Origin of the sequence: Enterococcus sp. DIV0574 (assembly GCF_051711125.1) — a bacterium.
Taxonomy (GTDB): domain Bacteria; phylum Bacillota; class Bacilli; order Lactobacillales; family Enterococcaceae; genus Enterococcus_D; species Enterococcus_D gallinarum.
The window spans coordinates 633935-652440 of record NZ_JBIOMA010000001.1; the positions used below are offsets into that span (position 1 = coordinate 633935).

The following is an 18506-nucleotide window of genomic DNA, read 5'->3' on the forward strand; positions in this document are numbered from 1 at the left end:
TATGAAAAATAAGGTTCGCTTTTTTCGATCAGTGAACTTCAAAATCGCCCTGACTTTTATCTTGATCTTATTGATTTCGATCCAGATTATCGGGGCGTATTTTATTCGCGAATTAGAGAAAACAACGATCGATGCCTTTAAGCGCGACATGGAGGCAAGAGCTAGCACGTTGGTCGTTACTCTAGGTTCAGAACTTAGTCGAATGGACGCCGAAGACAGCCTCGATTGGGATGCAATGAATTCTTCTTTGAACCGGATCCTTTCCAGTACCAACTCTTCTGAGATTTTAGAGATGCGGGTCGTAGATGAACAAGGAATCATTCGGGCAACCACCAATATCAATGATCGAGGTTCAGTGGGTGAAAAAAACGATTACCGAGATTATGATACGAACCGTAGTGAAGTGTTGTATGACGAATCGACAGGACAGCGGGTCTACAACATTGTCCAATCGATCCAGTCGCCTACAGGGGATACGGTTTTAGGTACTTTGTACCTGCGAAGCAATCTGGAACAGAAATACAGTGAAGTCAGTGATACTGCCGTGATTTTTGTGACGGCTTCTTTAATTGCTGCAGCGATCTCAATTGTTGTTGCCCTACTTGTTTCTCGATCCATCACTCAGCCGATTGGGGAAATGCGGGAACAAGCCATTCGGATTGCCAAAGGGGATTATAGCCGGAAAGTAGCAGTTCATGGCCAAGACGAACTGGGACAGCTGGCTGAAACATTCAATCAGCTAGGAGAACGTATCGAAGAAACACAAGAAGCAATGGAGTCGGAACGAAATCGACTAGATAGTGTCCTCTCCCACATGACCGATGGCGTCGTAGCGACTGACCGCCGTGGGAAAGTCATTACAATCAATGAGATGGCGATGTCGTTATTGAATGTTACTTCTGAAGAAGCAGTCGGTCAATCGATTCTGACTCTGCTCCAAATCGATGAAGAATACACCTTGCGTAAACTGCTAGAAAGTCCTGATGAAATGCTGATCGAACGGCCGAACAATGACATCGTTGGAACGAATTTGATTTTACGAATCGACTTTTCAATGATTCGCCGTGAGTCTGGATTTATTTCTGGTTTAGTAGCGGTGATGCATGATGTTACAGAACAAGAGAAAAATGAACAAGAGCGGCGAGAGTTTGTATCCAATGTGTCTCACGAATTGCGAACACCTTTGACCAGTATGCGCAGCTATATTGAAGCATTGAGCGAAGGGGCTTGGCAAGATCCAGAAATCGCACCGAACTTCTTGAAAGTGACATTAGATGAAACGGATCGGATGATTCGAATGATCAATGACCTACTGAGTCTTTCACGAATGGACAGCGGCAATGCGCAACTGCAATTGGAATACATCAATTTCAATGAGTTAGTCAGCTTTGTGTTGGATCGATTTGATATGATGGTGACGAATGAGAACAAAAAATATGTGATTCGTCGTGAATTCACCAAACGTGAACTTTGGGTCGAAGTCGATACGGATAAGATGATTCAAGTGATCGACAATATTATGAACAATGCTATCAAATATTCACCTGATGGCGGTGTGATCACAGTCAAATTGATGGAAACCCATAACAATATCGTTTTGAGTATCAATGATCAAGGCCTAGGCATCCCTAAAAAGGATCTTACCAAAATCTTTGACCGCTTTTACCGTGTTGATAAAGCCCGCGCCCGGCAACAAGGTGGTACTGGTTTAGGATTAGCCATTTCCCGCGAAGTGATCAAATCTCATGGAGGAGCCATTTGGGCAGAAAGCCGAGAAAACCGCGGTTCAACATTTTATATCATGTTGCCATATGAACCGTATGAGGAGGATTGGTGGGAATGAAAGTCTCAGAAAAAATGATTCGTTTAGGTCTGATCGTTATGGTTGCCCTAAGCTTTTACTTTTCCTACATGATTTGGCTGAATCCCACCGGTTACGATCGTTCAGTCGAACAAGCTACAGATACAGTCAATACGAGTATTCAGACCTACAAACAAAAAAGTGATTTATTTTTGCCATTGTATTTAACCTGGATCCACCAAGATGAAGTCAAGGAAACCAATTCTGAAACGTTGATTCGTGACGTTCAGGGACTGCTCTCGGATGCTCAAGTCAATGATCTGACGGTACAAAATTATGATTCCAAGTCTTTTTCAGAGGCAGCAACATTGGATGAGGGAGTGACGTTGGCGTATTACACGCCGTTCTTACTAAATGATTACGCGGAGACCTTTGATGTTGAATTGGCATTAGGTGACAACGAAGCCAACAAAATGGCTTTCTCCCATATTCAAATCGATTTGAAAGAGAATAAAATCCAGTTTGTGAATTTGGAAGAATCACGGATCATTGAAGGCAAGATTGACTGGGATAAAAATGATGTGAATCGCATTTTGAAAGATAATCCAAGAGAATGGACAGCGATGCGCCAGGAAGAATCAGGAAAAAGCAATCAGTTCTATACACAGGACACGATCAAGCTGAAAAAATACAGCTATGTTTCCTCTTTGCAATCGGCGAATCTCTTTCGAGAAGCATTTTTTACTTCGCCAAAAGATGTCAAAGTCAATGATGATAGTGTAGATACTTATTATTATGAAGGTGGACAGAATATGGCGGTTTTGCATGATGATCAAGTAGTCAAATTTGAAACCACTGTTTCAGAAAGTGATGAAACGGATCTGTTTATGCAAAGTGCGGACTATATTCGTCGTTTGGGCAACAATTTCGGAACGATACGCTTTTTTGATCGGTTGAGCAATCAACTAGATTATCGTATTTTTGTAGAAGGGTATCCAGTCTTCAGCAGTGGTGCTCAGGGATTGATGAAAGTAACTTTTTCTAACAGTGGGCAATTAGGGAATCGAGAGATGGCAATCGAATCTAGTTTAAATGCGATCCAAGTGCCGATTCCTTCTGAGACCGAGGTGGAGCTGCCTTCAAGCTTAACCGTTCGCAGTGACTTGCTTTCTGCAGGGGCAGAGACGGATCAGCTGCAGCAGATTATTGTTGGCTATCAATGGGGCGACATCAAAGGGGCTTCTGTCGTCGATTTGACACCAACTTGGTATGTAAAGTATGAGAATAACTGGTTCAATTATCAGGAATTAATGGCTAAATTGACAGAAACGGGGGGAGTTTGATTGGATTTCAAGCGAATCGAATGGATTTTTTTCCTAGCGTTTTTGGGGTTGAATGTCTTTTTGTTCAACATTTACAGTGAAGCCCGCAGTGAACAGCAGAACGTTTTGCAGTCAAATCAGACGATCCCGATTGAACAGCGACTAGCCTCAGAAGACATTAAATATTCAGGAGAACTTTCTGACGAGTATTTGAGCGGGTACTATTTAAGCGGTGAACAAACCGATTTGGCTGCTGCTTTGAAAGAAGCGCAAGGGGACAAGCGGTTAGTCGAGGCGACTACTGTCAAAGGACAACAGTTGACTCATATTTCCTCGGGTGGTTTCTACATTAGTGATGATACTCAGGCAGAAAAGACGGTCAATGAATACCTGCAGCGTAAAGACCAGGTACTTTATGGAGATGAATACCATTATAGGAAAAACTTGTCGCTGTTGGATCAAGAATATCCAACCATTGTTGCTAGCCAATCCTATGAAACTATTCCCTTCAATGATAGCTCAAGTCGGATCGATATGACTTTAGAATCGTCAGATAAACTGTTGCAGATCGCTAAGTATACTCAGACCCACATTTCCAATATCACCCCGCTGCGGGAGAAAATGACTCTCTATTCAGAGAAAGAAGCCGTCAACACGCTTTATTTGAATAATAAGTTGCCTAGTCATTCTAAGATATTATGGACAGAGCTGGCTTACACAAGGATTTTGATTGTTGGTGATCGGAATGTCTACATTCCGGCTTGGTTCGTTGCTGTCAAAGCAGATGCGGATGTAAATATTCAGATCGAAACTGTCAATGCCTTTAGTAATCGAATCATTACAAACAATGCAGTACAAAAAGTAGAAAATCCATAGAAAAATAGGTATAATGGAACTCGTTGAAAGTAAGAGAGAGGAAGACAGAAACAATGATGAAGGAAAGTGCCTTTCAAGTAAGCATTTTAGCTAGCGGAAGTTCAGGAAATTCGTTATATATCGAGAGCAACAAAAAACGAATCCTAGTGGACGCAGGACTGAGCGGCAAAAAGATCACTTCATTATTGGATGAAGTTGGACGCAAGCCAGAGGATCTAGATGCTATTTTGGTCACCCATGAGCATCGCGACCATATCCACGGTGTAGGGGTCTTGGCGCGCAAATACAAGTTGGATGTCTACGCAAACACAAAAACATGGCAAGCAATGGATAATATGGTAGGCAATATTGCGGTTGAACAAAAACATGTTTTTGAAATGGGTAAAGTTTTGACGATGGGGGATATGGACATCGAAAGTTTTGGCGTTTCCCATGATGCCGCAGCACCACAGTTCTATCGGTTCCATAAAGATGGCAAATCTTTTGTGATGTTGACCGACACAGGTTATTGCAGCGATCATGTTCGGGGGATCATCAAAGGGGCCGATGCGTATCTTGTCGAAAGCAACCATGATTTAGAAATGCTGCGGATGGGTCCTTATCCTTGGAGTCTCAAACAGCGCATTCTTGGTGATCGAGGACATCTATCCAATGAAGATGGGGCACTAGTCATGGCAGATATATTGACGGATAACACGAAGCGAGTTTATCTCGGGCATTTGAGTAAAGAAAACAACCTAAAAGAGTTAGCCCACCTAACTATGGTCAATACGATGAAAGAACATGACTTAGGTGTCGGTGAGGCCTTTGAGGTTTATGATACGGATCCCGATAAAGCGACTGAGTTATTCAGTATTTGAGGATGAGTGGCGAGCGTTTTTTTGAAGAAAACAACGGTGATGGAATGCGGACAGTTTTCCACCAAGCCAGAGAATTTATCTTAAGACAAAAAACGATGTTGAAATTTTCAACATCGTTTTTTTTTGTGTCATGGAACCTTGATATAACCGGCGTGAACCAATAGTTGAATGATAATGACTAGTGTATTCATTCCCACGTGGGTAATCATCGATGTCCAGATACGTCCTGTCAACGCATAAAGTCCAGAGAAAAAGAGTCCCAATAGAATATACACCAACAAGTGATTGTCACTGTGTGCAAAGGCAAAGGCGACAGCACTGACAATGACACCTATCCAAATATTCGAATAGTTTGCAATGATTCCCACAAGGGCACGGCGAAATACAAATTCTTCCATGATAGGTCCGCCAATCATAGCGGCAAGGGCAAAAATCGGGTTTTGCAGAATAATAGTGATAATATTCTCAGTATTCTGCGATGCAGCCACTTCGCCAAAGAGCGACTCAATAAAGACAGCGAAGTTTTGCAAAAGAATGGCGGCGATGATTCCTGTTAGGCCATAAACAATAATAGCCGATACTTTTGGCTGCTTGCGTTCAAACGACAGCGGTTCATTTTGTTTAAAATAAAGAAAAATCATCAAGATTGCGCCGGCGATATACGAAACGGTTGTGGCAGGGATCGTAGCACCACTAGATATAAAAGCGACAGGAATAAAAAATGCGACCCCATAAATCAAAATCGTCGATAATGCGTACTTTTTTAGAGACATAAGTGAAATCATCACACTCCTTTTTTTCTATTATAGACTAGTGACTCATTAGAAACAAAATTTTTCCTTAGGTTTTTACGGTATGGAGCAATAAAAAGAAAAAGCTAAAATAAATTTAATCAAAAGGCTTGCAAAAAAAACAGAAAATGAGTAATATTAATTTTGTGAGTTAGCACTCTATGCATGAGAGTGCTAACGGAAATTCTATCAAATAAAATTGGAGGGATTTATCGTGTTAAGACCATTAGGTGATCGCGTGATTATCGAAGTCGCAAAAGAAGAAGAAAAAACTGTGGGAGGTATCGTGCTTGCTTCAGCAGCTAAAGAAAAACCTCAAACAGGAACCGTCATTGCAGTCGGTGAAGGACGCACGCTAGAAAACGGTGAAAAAGCTCCTGTTGCTGTCAACGTGGGCGAACAAGTCATGTTCGAAAAATACGCTGGCACAGAAGTGAAATTTGAAGGTAACGAATATTTGATCGTTGCTGCAAAAGACATTATTGCAGTAGTTGAATAAAAAATAATTTAGTTGAGGTGAATGTAATCATGGCAAAAGAAATCAAATTTGCAGAAGATGCACGTGCAGCAATGTTGCGTGGGGTAGATAAATTAGCAGATACAGTAAAAGTAACCTTAGGCCCTAAAGGTCGTAACGTCGTTTTAGAAAAATCTTATGGTTCACCATTGATCACAAATGATGGCGTAACGATTGCAAAAGAAATCGAACTAGATGATCATTTCGAAAATATGGGGGCAAAACTTGTTTCTGAAGTTGCTTCTAAAACAAATGACATTGCTGGTGACGGAACAACGACAGCAACATTGTTAACACAAGCGATCGTTCGCGAAGGACTAAAGAACGTGACAGCTGGTGCGAATCCATTAGGTATTCGCCGTGGGATCGAAATGGCAACTAAAGTTGCTGTTGAAGAACTACACAACATTTCTTCCATCGTTGACTCAAAAGAAGCCATTGCACAAGTTGGTGCTGTGTCTTCTGGTAGCGAACAAGTCGGAAAATACATTGCAGACGCGATGGAAAAAGTCGGCAATGATGGCGTAATTACCATCGAAGAATCCAAAGGGATCGAAACAGAATTAGATGTAGTGGAAGGCATGCAGTTTGATCGCGGTTACCTTTCACAATACATGGTCACTGACAATGATAAAATGGAAGCTGCTTTAGAAAATCCATACATCTTGATCACAGACAAAAAAATCTCTAACATCCAAGACATCTTGCCATTGTTAGAACAAATCTTACAACAATCAAAACCATTGTTGATCATCGCTGATGATGTCGACGGTGAAGCATTACCAACACTTGTATTGAACAAAATCCGCGGTACATTCAATGTCGTGGCAGTCAAAGCACCAGGCTTTGGTGACCGTCGTAAAGCCATGTTGGAAGACATTGCGATCTTGACTGGCGGTACTGTTATCACTGAAGACTTAGGTTTAGAATTGAAAGATGCAACGATCGACAACCTAGGACAAGCAAGTAAAGTTGTTGTGGACAAAGACAACACAACAATCGTTGAAGGTGCTGGCGACAAATCAGCAATCGATGCTCGTGTGCAATTGATCAAAAATCAAATTGCTGATACAACATCTGATTTTGACCGCGAAAAATTACAAGAACGCCTAGCGAAATTAGCAGGCGGTGTGGCAGTCATCAAAGTGGGTGCGCCAACTGAAACAGAATTAAAAGAATTGAAACTACGCATCGAAGACGCATTGAACGCTACGCGTGCAGCAGTTGAAGAAGGAATGGTATCTGGTGGGGGAACTGCCCTTGTCAATGTCATCAACAAAGTAGCAGCCATCGAAGCAGACGGCGATGCAGCAACCGGTGTGAAAATCGTCTTGCGTGCGTTAGAAGAACCAGTACGTCAAATCGCTGAAAATGCTGGCTACGAAGGATCCGTGATCATCGACAAATTGAAACACGCAGATCTTGGCGTTGGTTTCAATGCAGCAACTGGCGAATGGGTAAACATGCTTGAAGCAGGAATCGTTGACCCAACGAAAGTAACACGCTCTGCGTTGCAAAATGCCGCTTCTGTAGCCGCATTATTGTTAACAACTGAAGCAGTCGTTGCTGACAAACCAGAACCTGCTGCACCAGCAGCTCCAGCAATGGATCCATCCATGGGCATGGGCGGCATGATGTAGTTATACTAAAAGAACCCCTTAGCGAAGGGGTTCTTTTCTTTATGCTTCTATTTCTATGATAGAAAGGAGCAAATACCAATGGTCCATTGCTTGCTCATTGGTATATTGAATTCCTTATCATTTTGGCATTCACCGCTAACATAGCTCAAAAGAGATACTCCATATTTTTACACCAAATAGGAATTAACTTCATGTTGAATGATTCAGTGAAGAAGTTTATGATCAATCTATCAAATCTATTTCATTTTCATTCTCTTTTTGAGACACCCACTCTTCCTACAAGAGTGGGTATTTTTGCTTAAAAAGTAGTCCTTTTACTCAAAATGAACGTGCGCCTTACTAGCTTGATTTTTATTCTAACTAGCAAGGAGCAGTTTCATGTAGCACTTTTTTATCAAGACAGCGGATAGCGCTGCATGTTTTCTGTCTGTCCTAAAATGTAATCTACTGACACATCATAAAAGGCAGCAAGATGCAAAATCGTCATAACGTCTGGTAGACGATCACCAGCTTCGTAATCCAAATAGTCTTCCAACGATACATCGATTTGCTGCGATACCTCTTTTTGCGTCAATGCTTGCCCTTCTCGCAAAAATTTGAATCGACAACGCAATGTATCCAATAAAAAAGCTTCTTCTAATGTCAATTTGCGTTCCTCCTCGAATGGAAAAATGATTGATGACTTCTTTCTCCATTTCTATTGTAACAACATTCTAGAAATAAGCGAAATGATTCACAACATCAGAAATAAACAAGGAGAAAAAAAGAAAACAAAGTGCTTGCTCTGGTACGCGTTTCATAGATTATTCTATTCATGAAAGGGGCGTATGAAGATGCACACTTATATGGAAGTAAAGGGAAACAATGGAATACAACGCTGCTATGTTGCACTTGAATTTGATGGGATGAACTTGATTCTCACGAAGCCCAAGGGATTTTTTAGAGAAAAGGTCGCACAAATACCGCTTGCAGAAATTGGGCACCTGGTACAGGATGAATATTTTGGTGCGCAACGAATCAGTTTCATTCATCAGAATGATTATTACCAATTCTATGAATGTGGGGCAAGTGTGATAGACTATATGAAAGAACAATTATTTGTCTAAGGAGAAGCGCATGGTGAACATTCGGGATATTGCTAAGCTGACCGGTTATTCGGTCTCAACGATTTCACGAGTCATCAATAATAATCCTTATGTGGATGAGCAGAAGCGTCAGGAGATTTTGCGGGTAATGGAACAAGTCAACTATATCCCGAATCATACGGCACGTGTGCTAAGCTCGGGAAAAACGAAGAACATCGGAGTGATTCTCCCATTTGTCAATCATCCGTATTTTGATATCCTTCTAAGCGGGATTACTGCAAGTGCTTTTTCCCGTGGGTATAAGGTGACTTTGTTGCCTACCCGCTATGAACCAGAAATGGAAGAAAAGTACCTGCAAGAATTTGCGGCAAAAGGGTTTGATGCTCTGATTATCACATCAAGAGCAAATCCCCTCGAAAAACTATTGCCCTATCGTGCTTATGGCCGCATCGTTTTTTGTGAAAAGATCGACTCTGTCCAAGATGGATGCACCTATATCGATCGTGAACAATCCATTCGGGAAGTGTTTGCTTATTTGAAAGAAAATGGTATCGAGCGTATTGGAATTACACTTGGAAGAAGTCGTAAGCTGAGCAGCAATTCGAAGATCACAGTTCGTTTGTGTCAGGAATATTTCCCAGCTTTTACCGAAGAATTGATTTTTTGGGATTGTTTGACGGAAGAAGATGGGCGAGAGGCAGCCGCTTTCTTTGCTGATAAAAATGTCCAAGCGATTTTTACCAATGGGGATCAGGTAGCTGCTGGTATCAAATTGGCTTCTTCCTCCGAACGACTACTTATTGGCAGAGACAATTTATTTATTAGTGAAGTTCTTCAATTGTCAACCATCGACTATCATTTGCATGAATGTGGAGAAATGGCGTTGAAGTTAGCAATCCAAGAAGAACAAGGGTCCATCCGGATTCCTTATACGTTTATCAAACGAAGAGGACTTGAGCACACATAATGCGGCTCAAGTCCTTTTTATGGGTCATTAATCTGCGTAATGAGCGATGACTGCCTGTAAACAGCTGGCTGCGCCTTGGCCTGCTTTTTGATCGTAATAGTCAGTAAAACGTGCATCATGAATGTACATTTCACCTAAACTGCGATGATAATCGGCAGAATAAAATGGCGCTGCAAGCTGCAGCCATTTTTTGTGCAACTGGAAGGCTGTTTTTGCCAAAGAAGAAGTCACGTCAAATGGCTCTTGTACCACTTGTTTCAATGTTTGAATTAGTTCGTTTTCGGTTTGTTCCAATTCTTGGTAGGTTTCAAATGACATGTTCTGCCATTTTTGATTGCTTTGTTCAACGACTTCTTCCCCATAAGCGGCACGGATCTCTTCGCCATAGGTTTCTTCATTGGCTGCGAGTTTTTGTTGTTTAAAATAAGTGAATTTTTCTTTATCTGACATAGTCTGTTCTCCTTCATAATAATTGATTGTTTGGGCTAATGTTGTCAATAAGCGATCAAGCGCTGCTCGTTCCTGAGACAATCGGTTGTAATGAGCAACCAACAGTGTTTGAACATCTTGTTCGGGATCATCTAGCAAATGACGGATTTCTTCTAGAGGGAGGCCAAAGGATTTAAAGTACAAAATCTGTTGCAGACGATCCACTTGCTGTCCCCCATAAATACGATAGCCGGCTGAATTGATCCTTTGTGGTTTTAATAATCCGATTTGATCATAGTAGCGCAATGTACGGCTGCTGACGCCAGAAATTTTAGCCAGTGCTGTTATACTATATTCCAAATTTCTCCCTCCTTATGCTCTCATCATAAAGGTTTACGTAACGTCAATGTCAACAAAAAATTTTTTGCTTCGTCAAATTATGTTATAATTATAGCAAAGAAAGGAAGATTCGATGCAAATAGTTTTTTCCGATATAGACGGGACATTTCAGGAAATGGGTCAGCCTGTCCCTGAAATCAATAAAACAGCGATCAACTATCTGAAAGCACAAGGCGATCATTTTGTTTTTGTGACTGGTCGAGGGTATGATCTGGTAGAAGCACTGATGATAGAAGAAGGAATCTCCTGTGATGTCATCTTTGGCAATGGCGCCGGCTTGAAGTTGGAAGGTCAGGCGCCTGTTTTAGCCAATTGTTTGCCGCTAGCTACCTTAGAAGCGGTGACAGCTATTTTAGAGAAAGAAAATGTTTTTTATTTTCTGCACACCGATCAAGGAGTGATCTGCAAAGATCCTGCGGATTATCAAGAACAATTGACCGCATTGACCAATAAATTAGTTACAGATCTCGGTGAGAGAGGGGCGATGATTGCTGAATACAAGCAAGCCTATTTTGTGCATGACTGCATTCATGCACCGGATCTTTTAGCCTACATTCAGGAACGGCCGACGATCAATGTCCTAAAGATCGAACTGATGGAAGCATCGGATGAAAAGATCGAACAGTTGCGTCTATTGCTGCAGACTGAACCAGTCAGTGCGTTTCAGTCATTTGTTCAGACATTGGAAGTCGTTGATCCCTTAGCAACAAAAGGAGCCGCGATCACGAATTTTATGCAGGCTTTCCCTCATGCAAAGAGTTTTGGGATCGGGGATGGTGAGAATGACTTAGCCATGTTTGAAGTGGTAGATGTCTCTGTTGCAGTAGCCAATGCGAGTGAATCGATCCGTAACGTTTGCGATCGTATGATTCCTAGTGCAGCTGACGGCGGAGTCGGCCAATTTATCATGGATGAACTAATACGAGAGGATGTTGTATATGAAATTGATTGAAACACCAGTCAACCAAAATTTGAATTTGGAGACATTTTATCCGGTCATCTCAAAATTTATTTTTGATAAAGTCGCGATTAAATACTACAAACTTTATTCTCTTGATCGAACCCAGATCATGTATGTGGATACTTTTGACAAGATCACATTGGTTTTGATCAACAATAAAAAGAAGATCAGCCGCGGAGAAGTGGATACAGCGATTCATCGCTTACTAAAAGTTGACCGCAAGGATGTCACTGTAGATGTCAATATCCGTAAAAAGATGGAAGCAGCGGGAGTCAAGTTTGCGAAACCTCGCAAAGATATCATCCTAGTTCAATTAGCAGTTGATTAACCATTAGCAGCCTGTGTTATAAGTTGAAGCAAGACCCAATGATTCGAGTGAAACTGGTGGAATACCCCATCGTATCATGAAGTTTTTCGGTCTTTTTCTAACTTATGGCACAGACTTTTTTTGAGGAAAAAAACAAGAAATACTTTCTTTTTTTATTTTTTTGCTATAATAGGGAGAAGTAAGTATGAGGGAGCAAAACGATGCAAAAATTATTTAAAGATGATAGTTTCACTTTGCATACTGATCTCTATCAGATCAACATGATGCAAACCTATTGGGAATTAGGACGTGCGGATTTGAATGCAGTCTTCGAGTGCTATTTCCGTGACATGCCCTTTGAGAATGGCTATGCTATCTTTGCAGGGTTAGAACGCTTAGTCGATTATTTGAACAATTTGACCTTTTCAGATTCAGATATCGATTATTTAAGAGAAATCGGCGGATATCCGGAGGCTTTCTTGGATTATCTGAAAGAATTCAAATTTGCCTGCACGGTTCGTTCAGCTTTAGAAGGCGATCTCGTCTTCAACAATGAGCCGATCATTCAAGTTGAAGGACCTTTGGCACAAGCTCAATTGATCGAAACAGCCTTATTGAACATGGTTAATTTCCAAACATTGATTGCAACAAAAGCTGCTCGGATCAAGTCTGTGATCGGAGATGATCCCTTATTAGAATTTGGGTCTCGTCGTGCGCAAGAACTGGACGCAGCGATTTGGGGAACTCGTGCGGCTTATATCGGAGGTGCGGGTGCCACAAGTAATGTTCGAGCAGGCAAGATCTTTGGCATCCCTGCAAGCGGGACGCATGCTCATTCTCTTGTGCAATCCTATGGCAATGATTATGATGCCTTTATGGCGTATGCCAAGACGCACAAAGACTGTGTCTTTTTAGTCGATACGTATGATACATTGCGCTTAGGTGTACCAAATGCGATTCGTGTCGCAAAAGAACTAGGGGACCAAATCAACTTTTTAGGAGTACGGATCGATAGTGGAGACATGGCTTATATCTCCAAAAAAGTCCGAGAACAACTAGATGAAGCTGGCTTTACAGAAGCTAAGATCTACGCATCAAATGATTTGGATGAAAGCACGATTCTAAGTCTAAAAATGCAAAAAGCCAAAATCGATGTTTGGGGTGTCGGTACAAAGTTGATCACCGCCTATGATCAACCGGCATTGGGAGCCGTTTATAAACTGGTTTCGATCGAAAACGAACAAGGCGAAATGATCGATACGATCAAATTATCCGGTAATGCTGAAAAAGTTTCTACACCAGGCAAGAAACAAGTCTGGCGTATCACACGTAAAAAAGACGGCAAGTCTGAAGGGGATTATGTGACTCTTTGGGACGAAAACCCCCAGGAAGAAAAAGAGTTGTTCATGTTCCATCCGGTTCACACCTTTATCAATAAAACAGTGACAGATTTTGATGCTCGGCCTTTGCTGCAAGACATTTTTGTAGAAGGACAGCAAGTCTATCAATTGCCGGATCTTGAACACATCAAAGCCTATGCTACAAATTGTTTGGATTCATTATGGGATGAGTACAAACGAGATTTGAATCCGCAAAAATACCCAGTCGATCTCTCTCAAGAGTGCTGGAATCACAAGATGCGGACCATTGAAAAAGTGCGTACGCAAACCAAAACAGAAATTATTTAATTGGTCCTAGAAAGCTAGGACCAATCTTCAAAAAAATTAGGAGGCGTTTCTATGACATTGCAACAAGAAATCATTCGCGAGTTAGGCGTAGTTCCAACAATTGATGCGAAAGCAGAGATTCGTAATAGCATTGAATTTTTAAAAGCATATCTTCAAAAAAATCCCTTTTTGAAAACTCTTGTTTTAGGGATCAGCGGTGGACAAGATTCAACACTGGCTGGTCGATTGGCTCAGTTGACAATGGAAGAAATGCGCAGTGAGACGAATGATCCCAATTATCAGTTCATTGCGATCCGCTTACCTTATGGAGAACAGGCTGACGAAGAAGATGCCAAAAAAGCCATCGAATTTATCAAACCGGACATTACATTACGAGTGAATATCAAAGCAGCCGTCGATGCGCAAGTGGCAGCCGTCGAAGAAGCTGGCTTACCTGTTTCTGATTTTAATAAAGGCAACATCAAGGCACGTCAGCGGATGATTACTCAATATGCCGTTGCAGGCGAAAAAGCTGGCGCTGTTTTAGGAACAGATCACGCGGCCGAAAACATCACCGGTTTCTTTACAAAATTTGGTGATGGCGGAGCTGACCTCTTGCCGCTATTTCGTTTGAATAAACGTCAAGGACGTCAATTGTTGCAAGAATTAGGAGCGCCGGAAGCACTGTCCAAAAAGGTTCCTACTGCTGATTTGGAAGATGGCAAACCAATGATCGCTGACGAAGTAGCACTTGGTGTGACTTATGATGAGATCGATGATTACTTGGAAGGAAAGACCGTTTCACCAAATGCGCAACAAACGATTGAAAATTGGTGGCACAAAACACAGCATAAACGGCATCTGCCAATATCAATCTTTGACGACTTCTGGAAATAAATCTTTTTTACTCTGTGATAGTTTTTGGTCCATCGCATCTAGGAGAAAATAAATATCCGAACGATTTATGAATGAATTTTTTCCGAGAGGCCTCGCTGTATCGCTCAACGAGGTCTTCTGGATTTCATAGATTGTTCGGGATTTTTTGTTTTTTTTATCCTAGTCATAACTCTCTTCAAGGAAGAATGGCAAGAATAAAAAAACAAAACAAGCAAACGGCTCTTTACATTCTAAATCGCAAAGCATAAAATACAGGTTATGGTTAGAAAAGGAGGAATGTCCTTCGTGAAAAGAAAGATTCATCCCAATTTGAAGTTGGCAATAAAACTAATCGCTAGTTTTATTCTGATCATCTTTAGTAATCTATACCTACAATGGTGTCAAAACAACCTTTCTGTTGAGCTGGCATTAAAATTTGCTTTTTCTTGGCATACAGAAAAGTTTTTCTTAGCTTGTCTGGTGCTGCTGCTTTTCTACGGATTATTGGCAAGTCTTGCTGGCTCGCTAGGAGTCGGAGCGCTGTTCTATAGCATTGTGATCGGGATCTTGGGTTATGCAAATTACCTCAAGATGGCTTATCGGCAAGAACCAATCTATCCAGATGATTTGAAAATGATCACTCAGTTTGACTTGCTGCATACAATGATCGGAACTGGAGCTTTCGTTTTGGCGATGCTTTGTGTGATACTCGCATTGGGAGCAATTATCTGGAGTATTTACCGAAGCCGTAAATTATCAAAAAAGAAACAGATCCTCAGAGGGCTGACAATGCTCGTTTGTACAGTTGGTTTAGTTTATGTTTCGCATTTTAATGACAGCAATAATCTGCTTAGAAAAGCGTATAACCGGACCGCATTATGGATTCCTTATTCACAAAAAATGAATTATTACAATACCGGTTTTATTGGTGGGTTTCTATTCAATCTACGAGTGGAGGCAATGGAGAAACCAGCAGATTATTCTGAAGCTGCGATAAAAGAGATCGCAAAAAAATATACCGCGGAAGCTGCCGAAACAAACAAAACGCGTGACCAAGAAGCGCCAAATATCGTTTATGTCATGAGTGAAAGTTTTTCTGATCCAAGTCATCTAAAAGGACTGATGATCACGGGAGATCCGTTAAAGGATTATTATGCGGTAGCCGATCAAACGATCAGTGGGAAAATGTTGTCGCAAAATTATGGCGGTGGGACTGCAAACATTGAATTTGAAGCATTGACCAGTTTTTCAATGGGGCTGTTGAATCCGCAAATGACCACGCCCTACACGATGTTAGTGCCTAAATTGACACAATTGCCTTCAGTGGTCTCATTCTTGCAAAAACAAGGATATGATGCGACTGCGATCCACCCCTATGATACATCGATGTACAAACGGAAAGATGTCTATGATGTGATGGGTTTCCAAACCTTTTTGGATCAAGACACGATGACTTACACGGACAAGATCGAGAACAATCCTTATATCTCGGATGCTTCTGCTTATAAAGAAGTTCTGTCTCTTTTGTCAGATGAGAAAAAGCCGCAATTCGTTCACTTGGTGACGATGCAGACCCATATGCCTTATGAAGGAAAGTATCAGACATTAAATTATCAAGCCACAGGCGATGGAAATATAACTGCTCTTGAAAACTATCTGCAAGATATCTCTTACAGTAGTACCGCACTAAAAGACTTTATTGAACAATTGAAGCAGCTGAATCGAAGAACAGTAGTCGTTTTCTGGGGGGATCACCTGCCAGGCATCTACTCGGATGCGATTAAAGATCAAAATGATACTGCTGCGCTGCATGAAACGGAATTCTTGATGGTGGATTCTGATGGAACCTTTTCAACTGACACTGTTCCGGTAACGAGTCCCTTTTACTTTGCACCTAACGTGTTGAATGAAAGTCAGCAACCAATCAATGGATTTTATGCGTTGCTGCTAGCACTGCAAGAAAAATTGCCGGCTTTTGAACATGGGCAGTATTACCAAGGCGAACAGTGGCGAAGTGAGCTAAGCTTAGATGCGAAATCACGGCAGCTATATGAAGACTATCAGCTGATTCAATATGACATTTTACAAGGAAAACAATATAGTTTACAGACAGATTTATTTGGCTAAGAAAAATTGTCTAACATAAAAAGGCTGTGACAAAAGAAGGATCAAGGAAGAAACACATTGCTCTTATTCAGAGTAGGCTGGTTTCTTCGCTAAATGTCTTTCTTTTGTCATAGCCTTTATTTATTGAGCAATCCTAGCGATGTGTTTTAAGCAGCATGTCTCTACTAAGGATCACAGATTTCTTGTAGGTCATTATAGATCTTGCCAAGTCCGTTGCTGATTGAAGTAAGCTGCTTCATTTTCAGCCTGTTCAACGATTGATTTCGGATAACCAAGCACTCGCAGTAGGGCAATCGCATTACGGCTTGTTGAAGGACCTTGTTTGACCTTATAGTCAAAAGAGATACCGTCATCGGCTGTGACTTGTTCAGAAAAATGGATATTGCTGCAGTCATTTTTCAATATTTCAGTCAGTTCAATATCATGAGTCGCAATAAAAGCCAAACTTGGATAACGGCTCAACCAATGAATGATACTAGCAGAAGCAGCGATCCGCTCAATCGTATTGGTTCCCTTCAGTATCTCATCGACAAAGCAATAGCAGCGTTCTTTTTGCTGAACTTGTTCCAACAATCGTTTGATCGACTTGATTTCTGCAACAAAATAGCTATCGCCCTCAAACAAATCGTCTTCGACCGCCATTGAGGTCAACACATGACCAGGTTCCATCGTAAAGGATTCAGCAACAGCTGTTTGGATAGTTTGCGCCAATAGACAATTGATAGCGATGCTTTTGACATAGGTCGATTTGCCAGAAGCGTTTGACCCGGTTACCAGTGTATTGGTTTGCCAGTCGACATCATTCATGACAGCTTCAGTCAGAAGGGGATGATAGGTCCCTTTTGCGCTGACCGTTCCTTTTTTGAATTCAGGGATACAAGTGATCGGCATATAGGTACGGAAATTAAGGATCGCGCAAGCAATTTCCAACTTGCCTAACAATTCCCATAATGCGATCGCTTGTTGATTGTATCGAGCCAATAAGGTAACGACGTAATGGTACGAGATAAAAGGCAGCATAAAGATGATATTGATGTATTCAAAAAGCATATCGCCTTCACTGCCGTTTTTTGAACGAAAAGAAACGCCGAATCGGGGGATTTTTTTCAGAGGCAGCAGTTCTTTTTTGATTTGCTCTTGTAATGGTGTGGCAAGTTTGGCAATCTTGTTGCCGCAGGCCACTGTCTGAACTAGATAGCGCATACTGTTGAGTTCTGTTTCTAGTGTGGCTTTTTTGATCGAATAGTAAACCGTATTAAAGAGGACGCTTATCAAAATCACTGCAATTCCTGGCAAAAAGCCAAAAGCTATCAAAATCAGCCCAACAATCGGCAAACAGCCCAATAAAATAAAGACAGGCAAGTTGCCAATACTTTCTTTCTTCCCTGATGCCAGATAGTTTTTGGAAAAGTTATTATCCAGTTTCCCAAGTTGGGCAAAGGTATATTGGGTATCTTCGCGAATTTTTGGATTGGCTGCGAAAAAATCAATTAACGCGGTCAGCTGTCGATCCGGCTTAAATTGAAAGTTGCGCAACTGCTGATAGAGAGCTTCAGAACCTACACTGGAGTAAGTACTGTTGATCATTTCAAAAACCTCGAATAAGTCTAAGTCATACCAAGTAATGTCATCGATCTCACTATCATGGGGATAAAAATCTTTCTCTACCATCCAGGCCTTTTTGAGGCTTTCTTCTTTGTCAAAGCGAGGCTGACGGGGGAATTTTCCCCATTCTTGTTTGACGCGACGTCTTAATTTTATTCGGTTCCAAGTATCTAAGCCAATAATAAGTGCACTAACGAACAAGATAATCAAGATAACCATATATTTTGCGTCCATGTTTTTCTCCGTTTCTAGGAGCAAAAGCAGGATCTAGCTCCT

17 protein-coding genes are annotated in these 18506 nt (G+C 41.3%); 13 read left to right on the forward strand and 4 right to left on the reverse strand.

Annotated elements, in window-relative coordinates; all coding sequences use genetic code 11:
* Position 1: 1 nt before the first annotated feature.
* Genes walK through IGJ45_RS03125 form a run of 4 tightly spaced genes read left to right on the forward strand, consistent with a single transcriptional unit; the run spans position 2 to position 4859 of the window.
* On the forward strand, positions 2 to 1843 hold the full coding sequence (walK, locus tag IGJ45_RS03110; protein ID WP_003127434.1) for a cell wall metabolism sensor histidine kinase WalK: 1842 nt from the start codon (positions 2 to 4) through the stop codon (positions 1841 to 1843).
* Positions 1840 to 3144, forward strand: a complete 1305-nt coding sequence (locus tag IGJ45_RS03115) for a YycH family regulatory protein (protein ID WP_021149292.1) — start codon at positions 1840 to 1842, stop codon at positions 3142 to 3144. The genes walK and IGJ45_RS03115 overlap by 4 nt, the downstream gene beginning before the upstream one ends.
* Positions 3145 to 3999, forward strand: coding sequence for a two-component system regulatory protein YycI (locus tag IGJ45_RS03120; protein ID WP_041120409.1), 855 nt, complete (start codon positions 3145 to 3147; stop codon positions 3997 to 3999).
* Between the two features lie 53 nt (positions 4000 to 4052).
* Positions 4053 to 4859 (forward strand): MBL fold metallo-hydrolase, encoded by an 807-nt coding sequence (locus IGJ45_RS03125; protein WP_003127437.1) that lies wholly within the window; start codon positions 4053 to 4055, stop codon positions 4857 to 4859.
* 128 nt (positions 4860 to 4987) lie between these two features.
* Here the strand turns inward: IGJ45_RS03125 and IGJ45_RS03130 are convergent, their stop codons facing one another.
* Positions 4988 to 5632, reverse strand: coding sequence for a CPBP family intramembrane glutamic endopeptidase (locus tag IGJ45_RS03130; protein WP_029487226.1), 645 nt, complete (start codon positions 5630 to 5632; stop codon positions 4988 to 4990).
* 232 nt (positions 5633 to 5864) lie between these two features.
* On the opposite strand from IGJ45_RS03130, the gene groES reads away from it, so the two are divergent.
* Both groES and groL read left to right on the forward strand, forming a co-directional pair.
* Positions 5865 to 6149, forward strand: coding sequence for a co-chaperone GroES (groES, locus tag IGJ45_RS03135; RefSeq protein WP_003127440.1), 285 nt, complete (start codon positions 5865 to 5867; stop codon positions 6147 to 6149).
* A gap of 29 nt (positions 6150 to 6178) precedes the next feature.
* Entirely contained in the window at positions 6179 to 7807 is a 1629-nt protein-coding gene (gene groL / locus IGJ45_RS03140; RefSeq protein ID WP_003127441.1) for a chaperonin GroEL, read from the forward strand.
* 394 nt (positions 7808 to 8201) lie between these two features.
* Here groL and IGJ45_RS03145 read toward each other — a convergent pair whose 3' ends face one another.
* Positions 8202 to 8453: a helix-turn-helix domain-containing protein gene (locus IGJ45_RS03145; protein ID WP_003127442.1), complete on the reverse strand. Its 252-nt coding sequence runs from the start codon at positions 8451 to 8453 to the stop codon at positions 8202 to 8204.
* Positions 8454 to 8640: 187 nt separating this feature from the next.
* On the opposite strand from IGJ45_RS03145, the gene IGJ45_RS03150 reads away from it, so the two are divergent.
* Both IGJ45_RS03150 and IGJ45_RS03155 read left to right on the forward strand, forming a co-directional pair.
* Positions 8641 to 8913, forward strand: coding sequence for a hypothetical protein (locus IGJ45_RS03150; protein ID WP_003127443.1), 273 nt, complete (start codon positions 8641 to 8643; stop codon positions 8911 to 8913).
* A 10-nt stretch (positions 8914 to 8923) separates the two neighbouring features.
* Positions 8924 to 9859 (forward strand): LacI family DNA-binding transcriptional regulator, encoded by a 936-nt coding sequence (locus IGJ45_RS03155; RefSeq protein ID WP_147587116.1) that lies wholly within the window; start codon positions 8924 to 8926, stop codon positions 9857 to 9859.
* 27 nt (positions 9860 to 9886) lie between these two features.
* On the opposite strand, the gene IGJ45_RS03160 is transcribed toward IGJ45_RS03155, so the two are convergent.
* Positions 9887 to 10648, reverse strand: a complete 762-nt coding sequence (locus IGJ45_RS03160; RefSeq protein WP_003127445.1) for a MerR family transcriptional regulator — start codon at positions 10646 to 10648, stop codon at positions 9887 to 9889.
* A 112-nt stretch (positions 10649 to 10760) separates the two neighbouring features.
* Here IGJ45_RS03160 and IGJ45_RS03165 point away from each other — a divergent pair, with 112 nt between their 5' ends.
* The 5 genes from IGJ45_RS03165 to IGJ45_RS03185 all read left to right on the forward strand — a co-directional run bounded on the left by IGJ45_RS03165 (position 10761) and on the right by IGJ45_RS03185 (position 16625).
* The gene (locus IGJ45_RS03165; protein WP_029487224.1) at positions 10761 to 11639 is read left to right on the forward strand and encodes an HAD-IIB family hydrolase; all 879 of its coding nucleotides are present in this window, start codon (positions 10761 to 10763) and stop codon (positions 11637 to 11639) included.
* On the forward strand, positions 11626 to 11976 hold the full coding sequence (locus IGJ45_RS03170; protein WP_005471710.1) for a DUF1827 family protein: 351 nt from the start codon (positions 11626 to 11628) through the stop codon (positions 11974 to 11976). The genes IGJ45_RS03165 and IGJ45_RS03170 overlap by 14 nt, the downstream gene beginning before the upstream one ends.
* A 200-nt stretch (positions 11977 to 12176) precedes the next feature.
* Positions 12177 to 13643 carry a nicotinate phosphoribosyltransferase gene (locus IGJ45_RS03175; RefSeq protein ID WP_003127448.1) on the forward strand — a complete coding sequence of 489 codons (1467 nt, stop codon included), beginning with the start codon at positions 12177 to 12179 and terminating at the stop codon, positions 13641 to 13643.
* A 51-nt stretch (positions 13644 to 13694) separates the two neighbouring features.
* Positions 13695 to 14519, forward strand: a complete 825-nt coding sequence (gene nadE, locus IGJ45_RS03180) for an ammonia-dependent NAD(+) synthetase (protein WP_147587115.1) — start codon at positions 13695 to 13697, stop codon at positions 14517 to 14519.
* A gap of 276 nt (positions 14520 to 14795) precedes the next feature.
* On the forward strand, positions 14796 to 16625 hold the full coding sequence (locus IGJ45_RS03185) for an LTA synthase family protein (protein WP_261795505.1): 1830 nt from the start codon (positions 14796 to 14798) through the stop codon (positions 16623 to 16625).
* Positions 16626 to 16817: 192 nt separating this feature from the next.
* On the opposite strand, the gene IGJ45_RS03190 is transcribed toward IGJ45_RS03185, so the two are convergent.
* Positions 16818 to 18464, reverse strand: coding sequence for a MutS-related protein (locus IGJ45_RS03190; RefSeq protein ID WP_081131199.1), 1647 nt, complete (start codon positions 18462 to 18464; stop codon positions 16818 to 16820).
* Between the last annotated feature and the right edge of the window lie 42 nt (positions 18465 to 18506).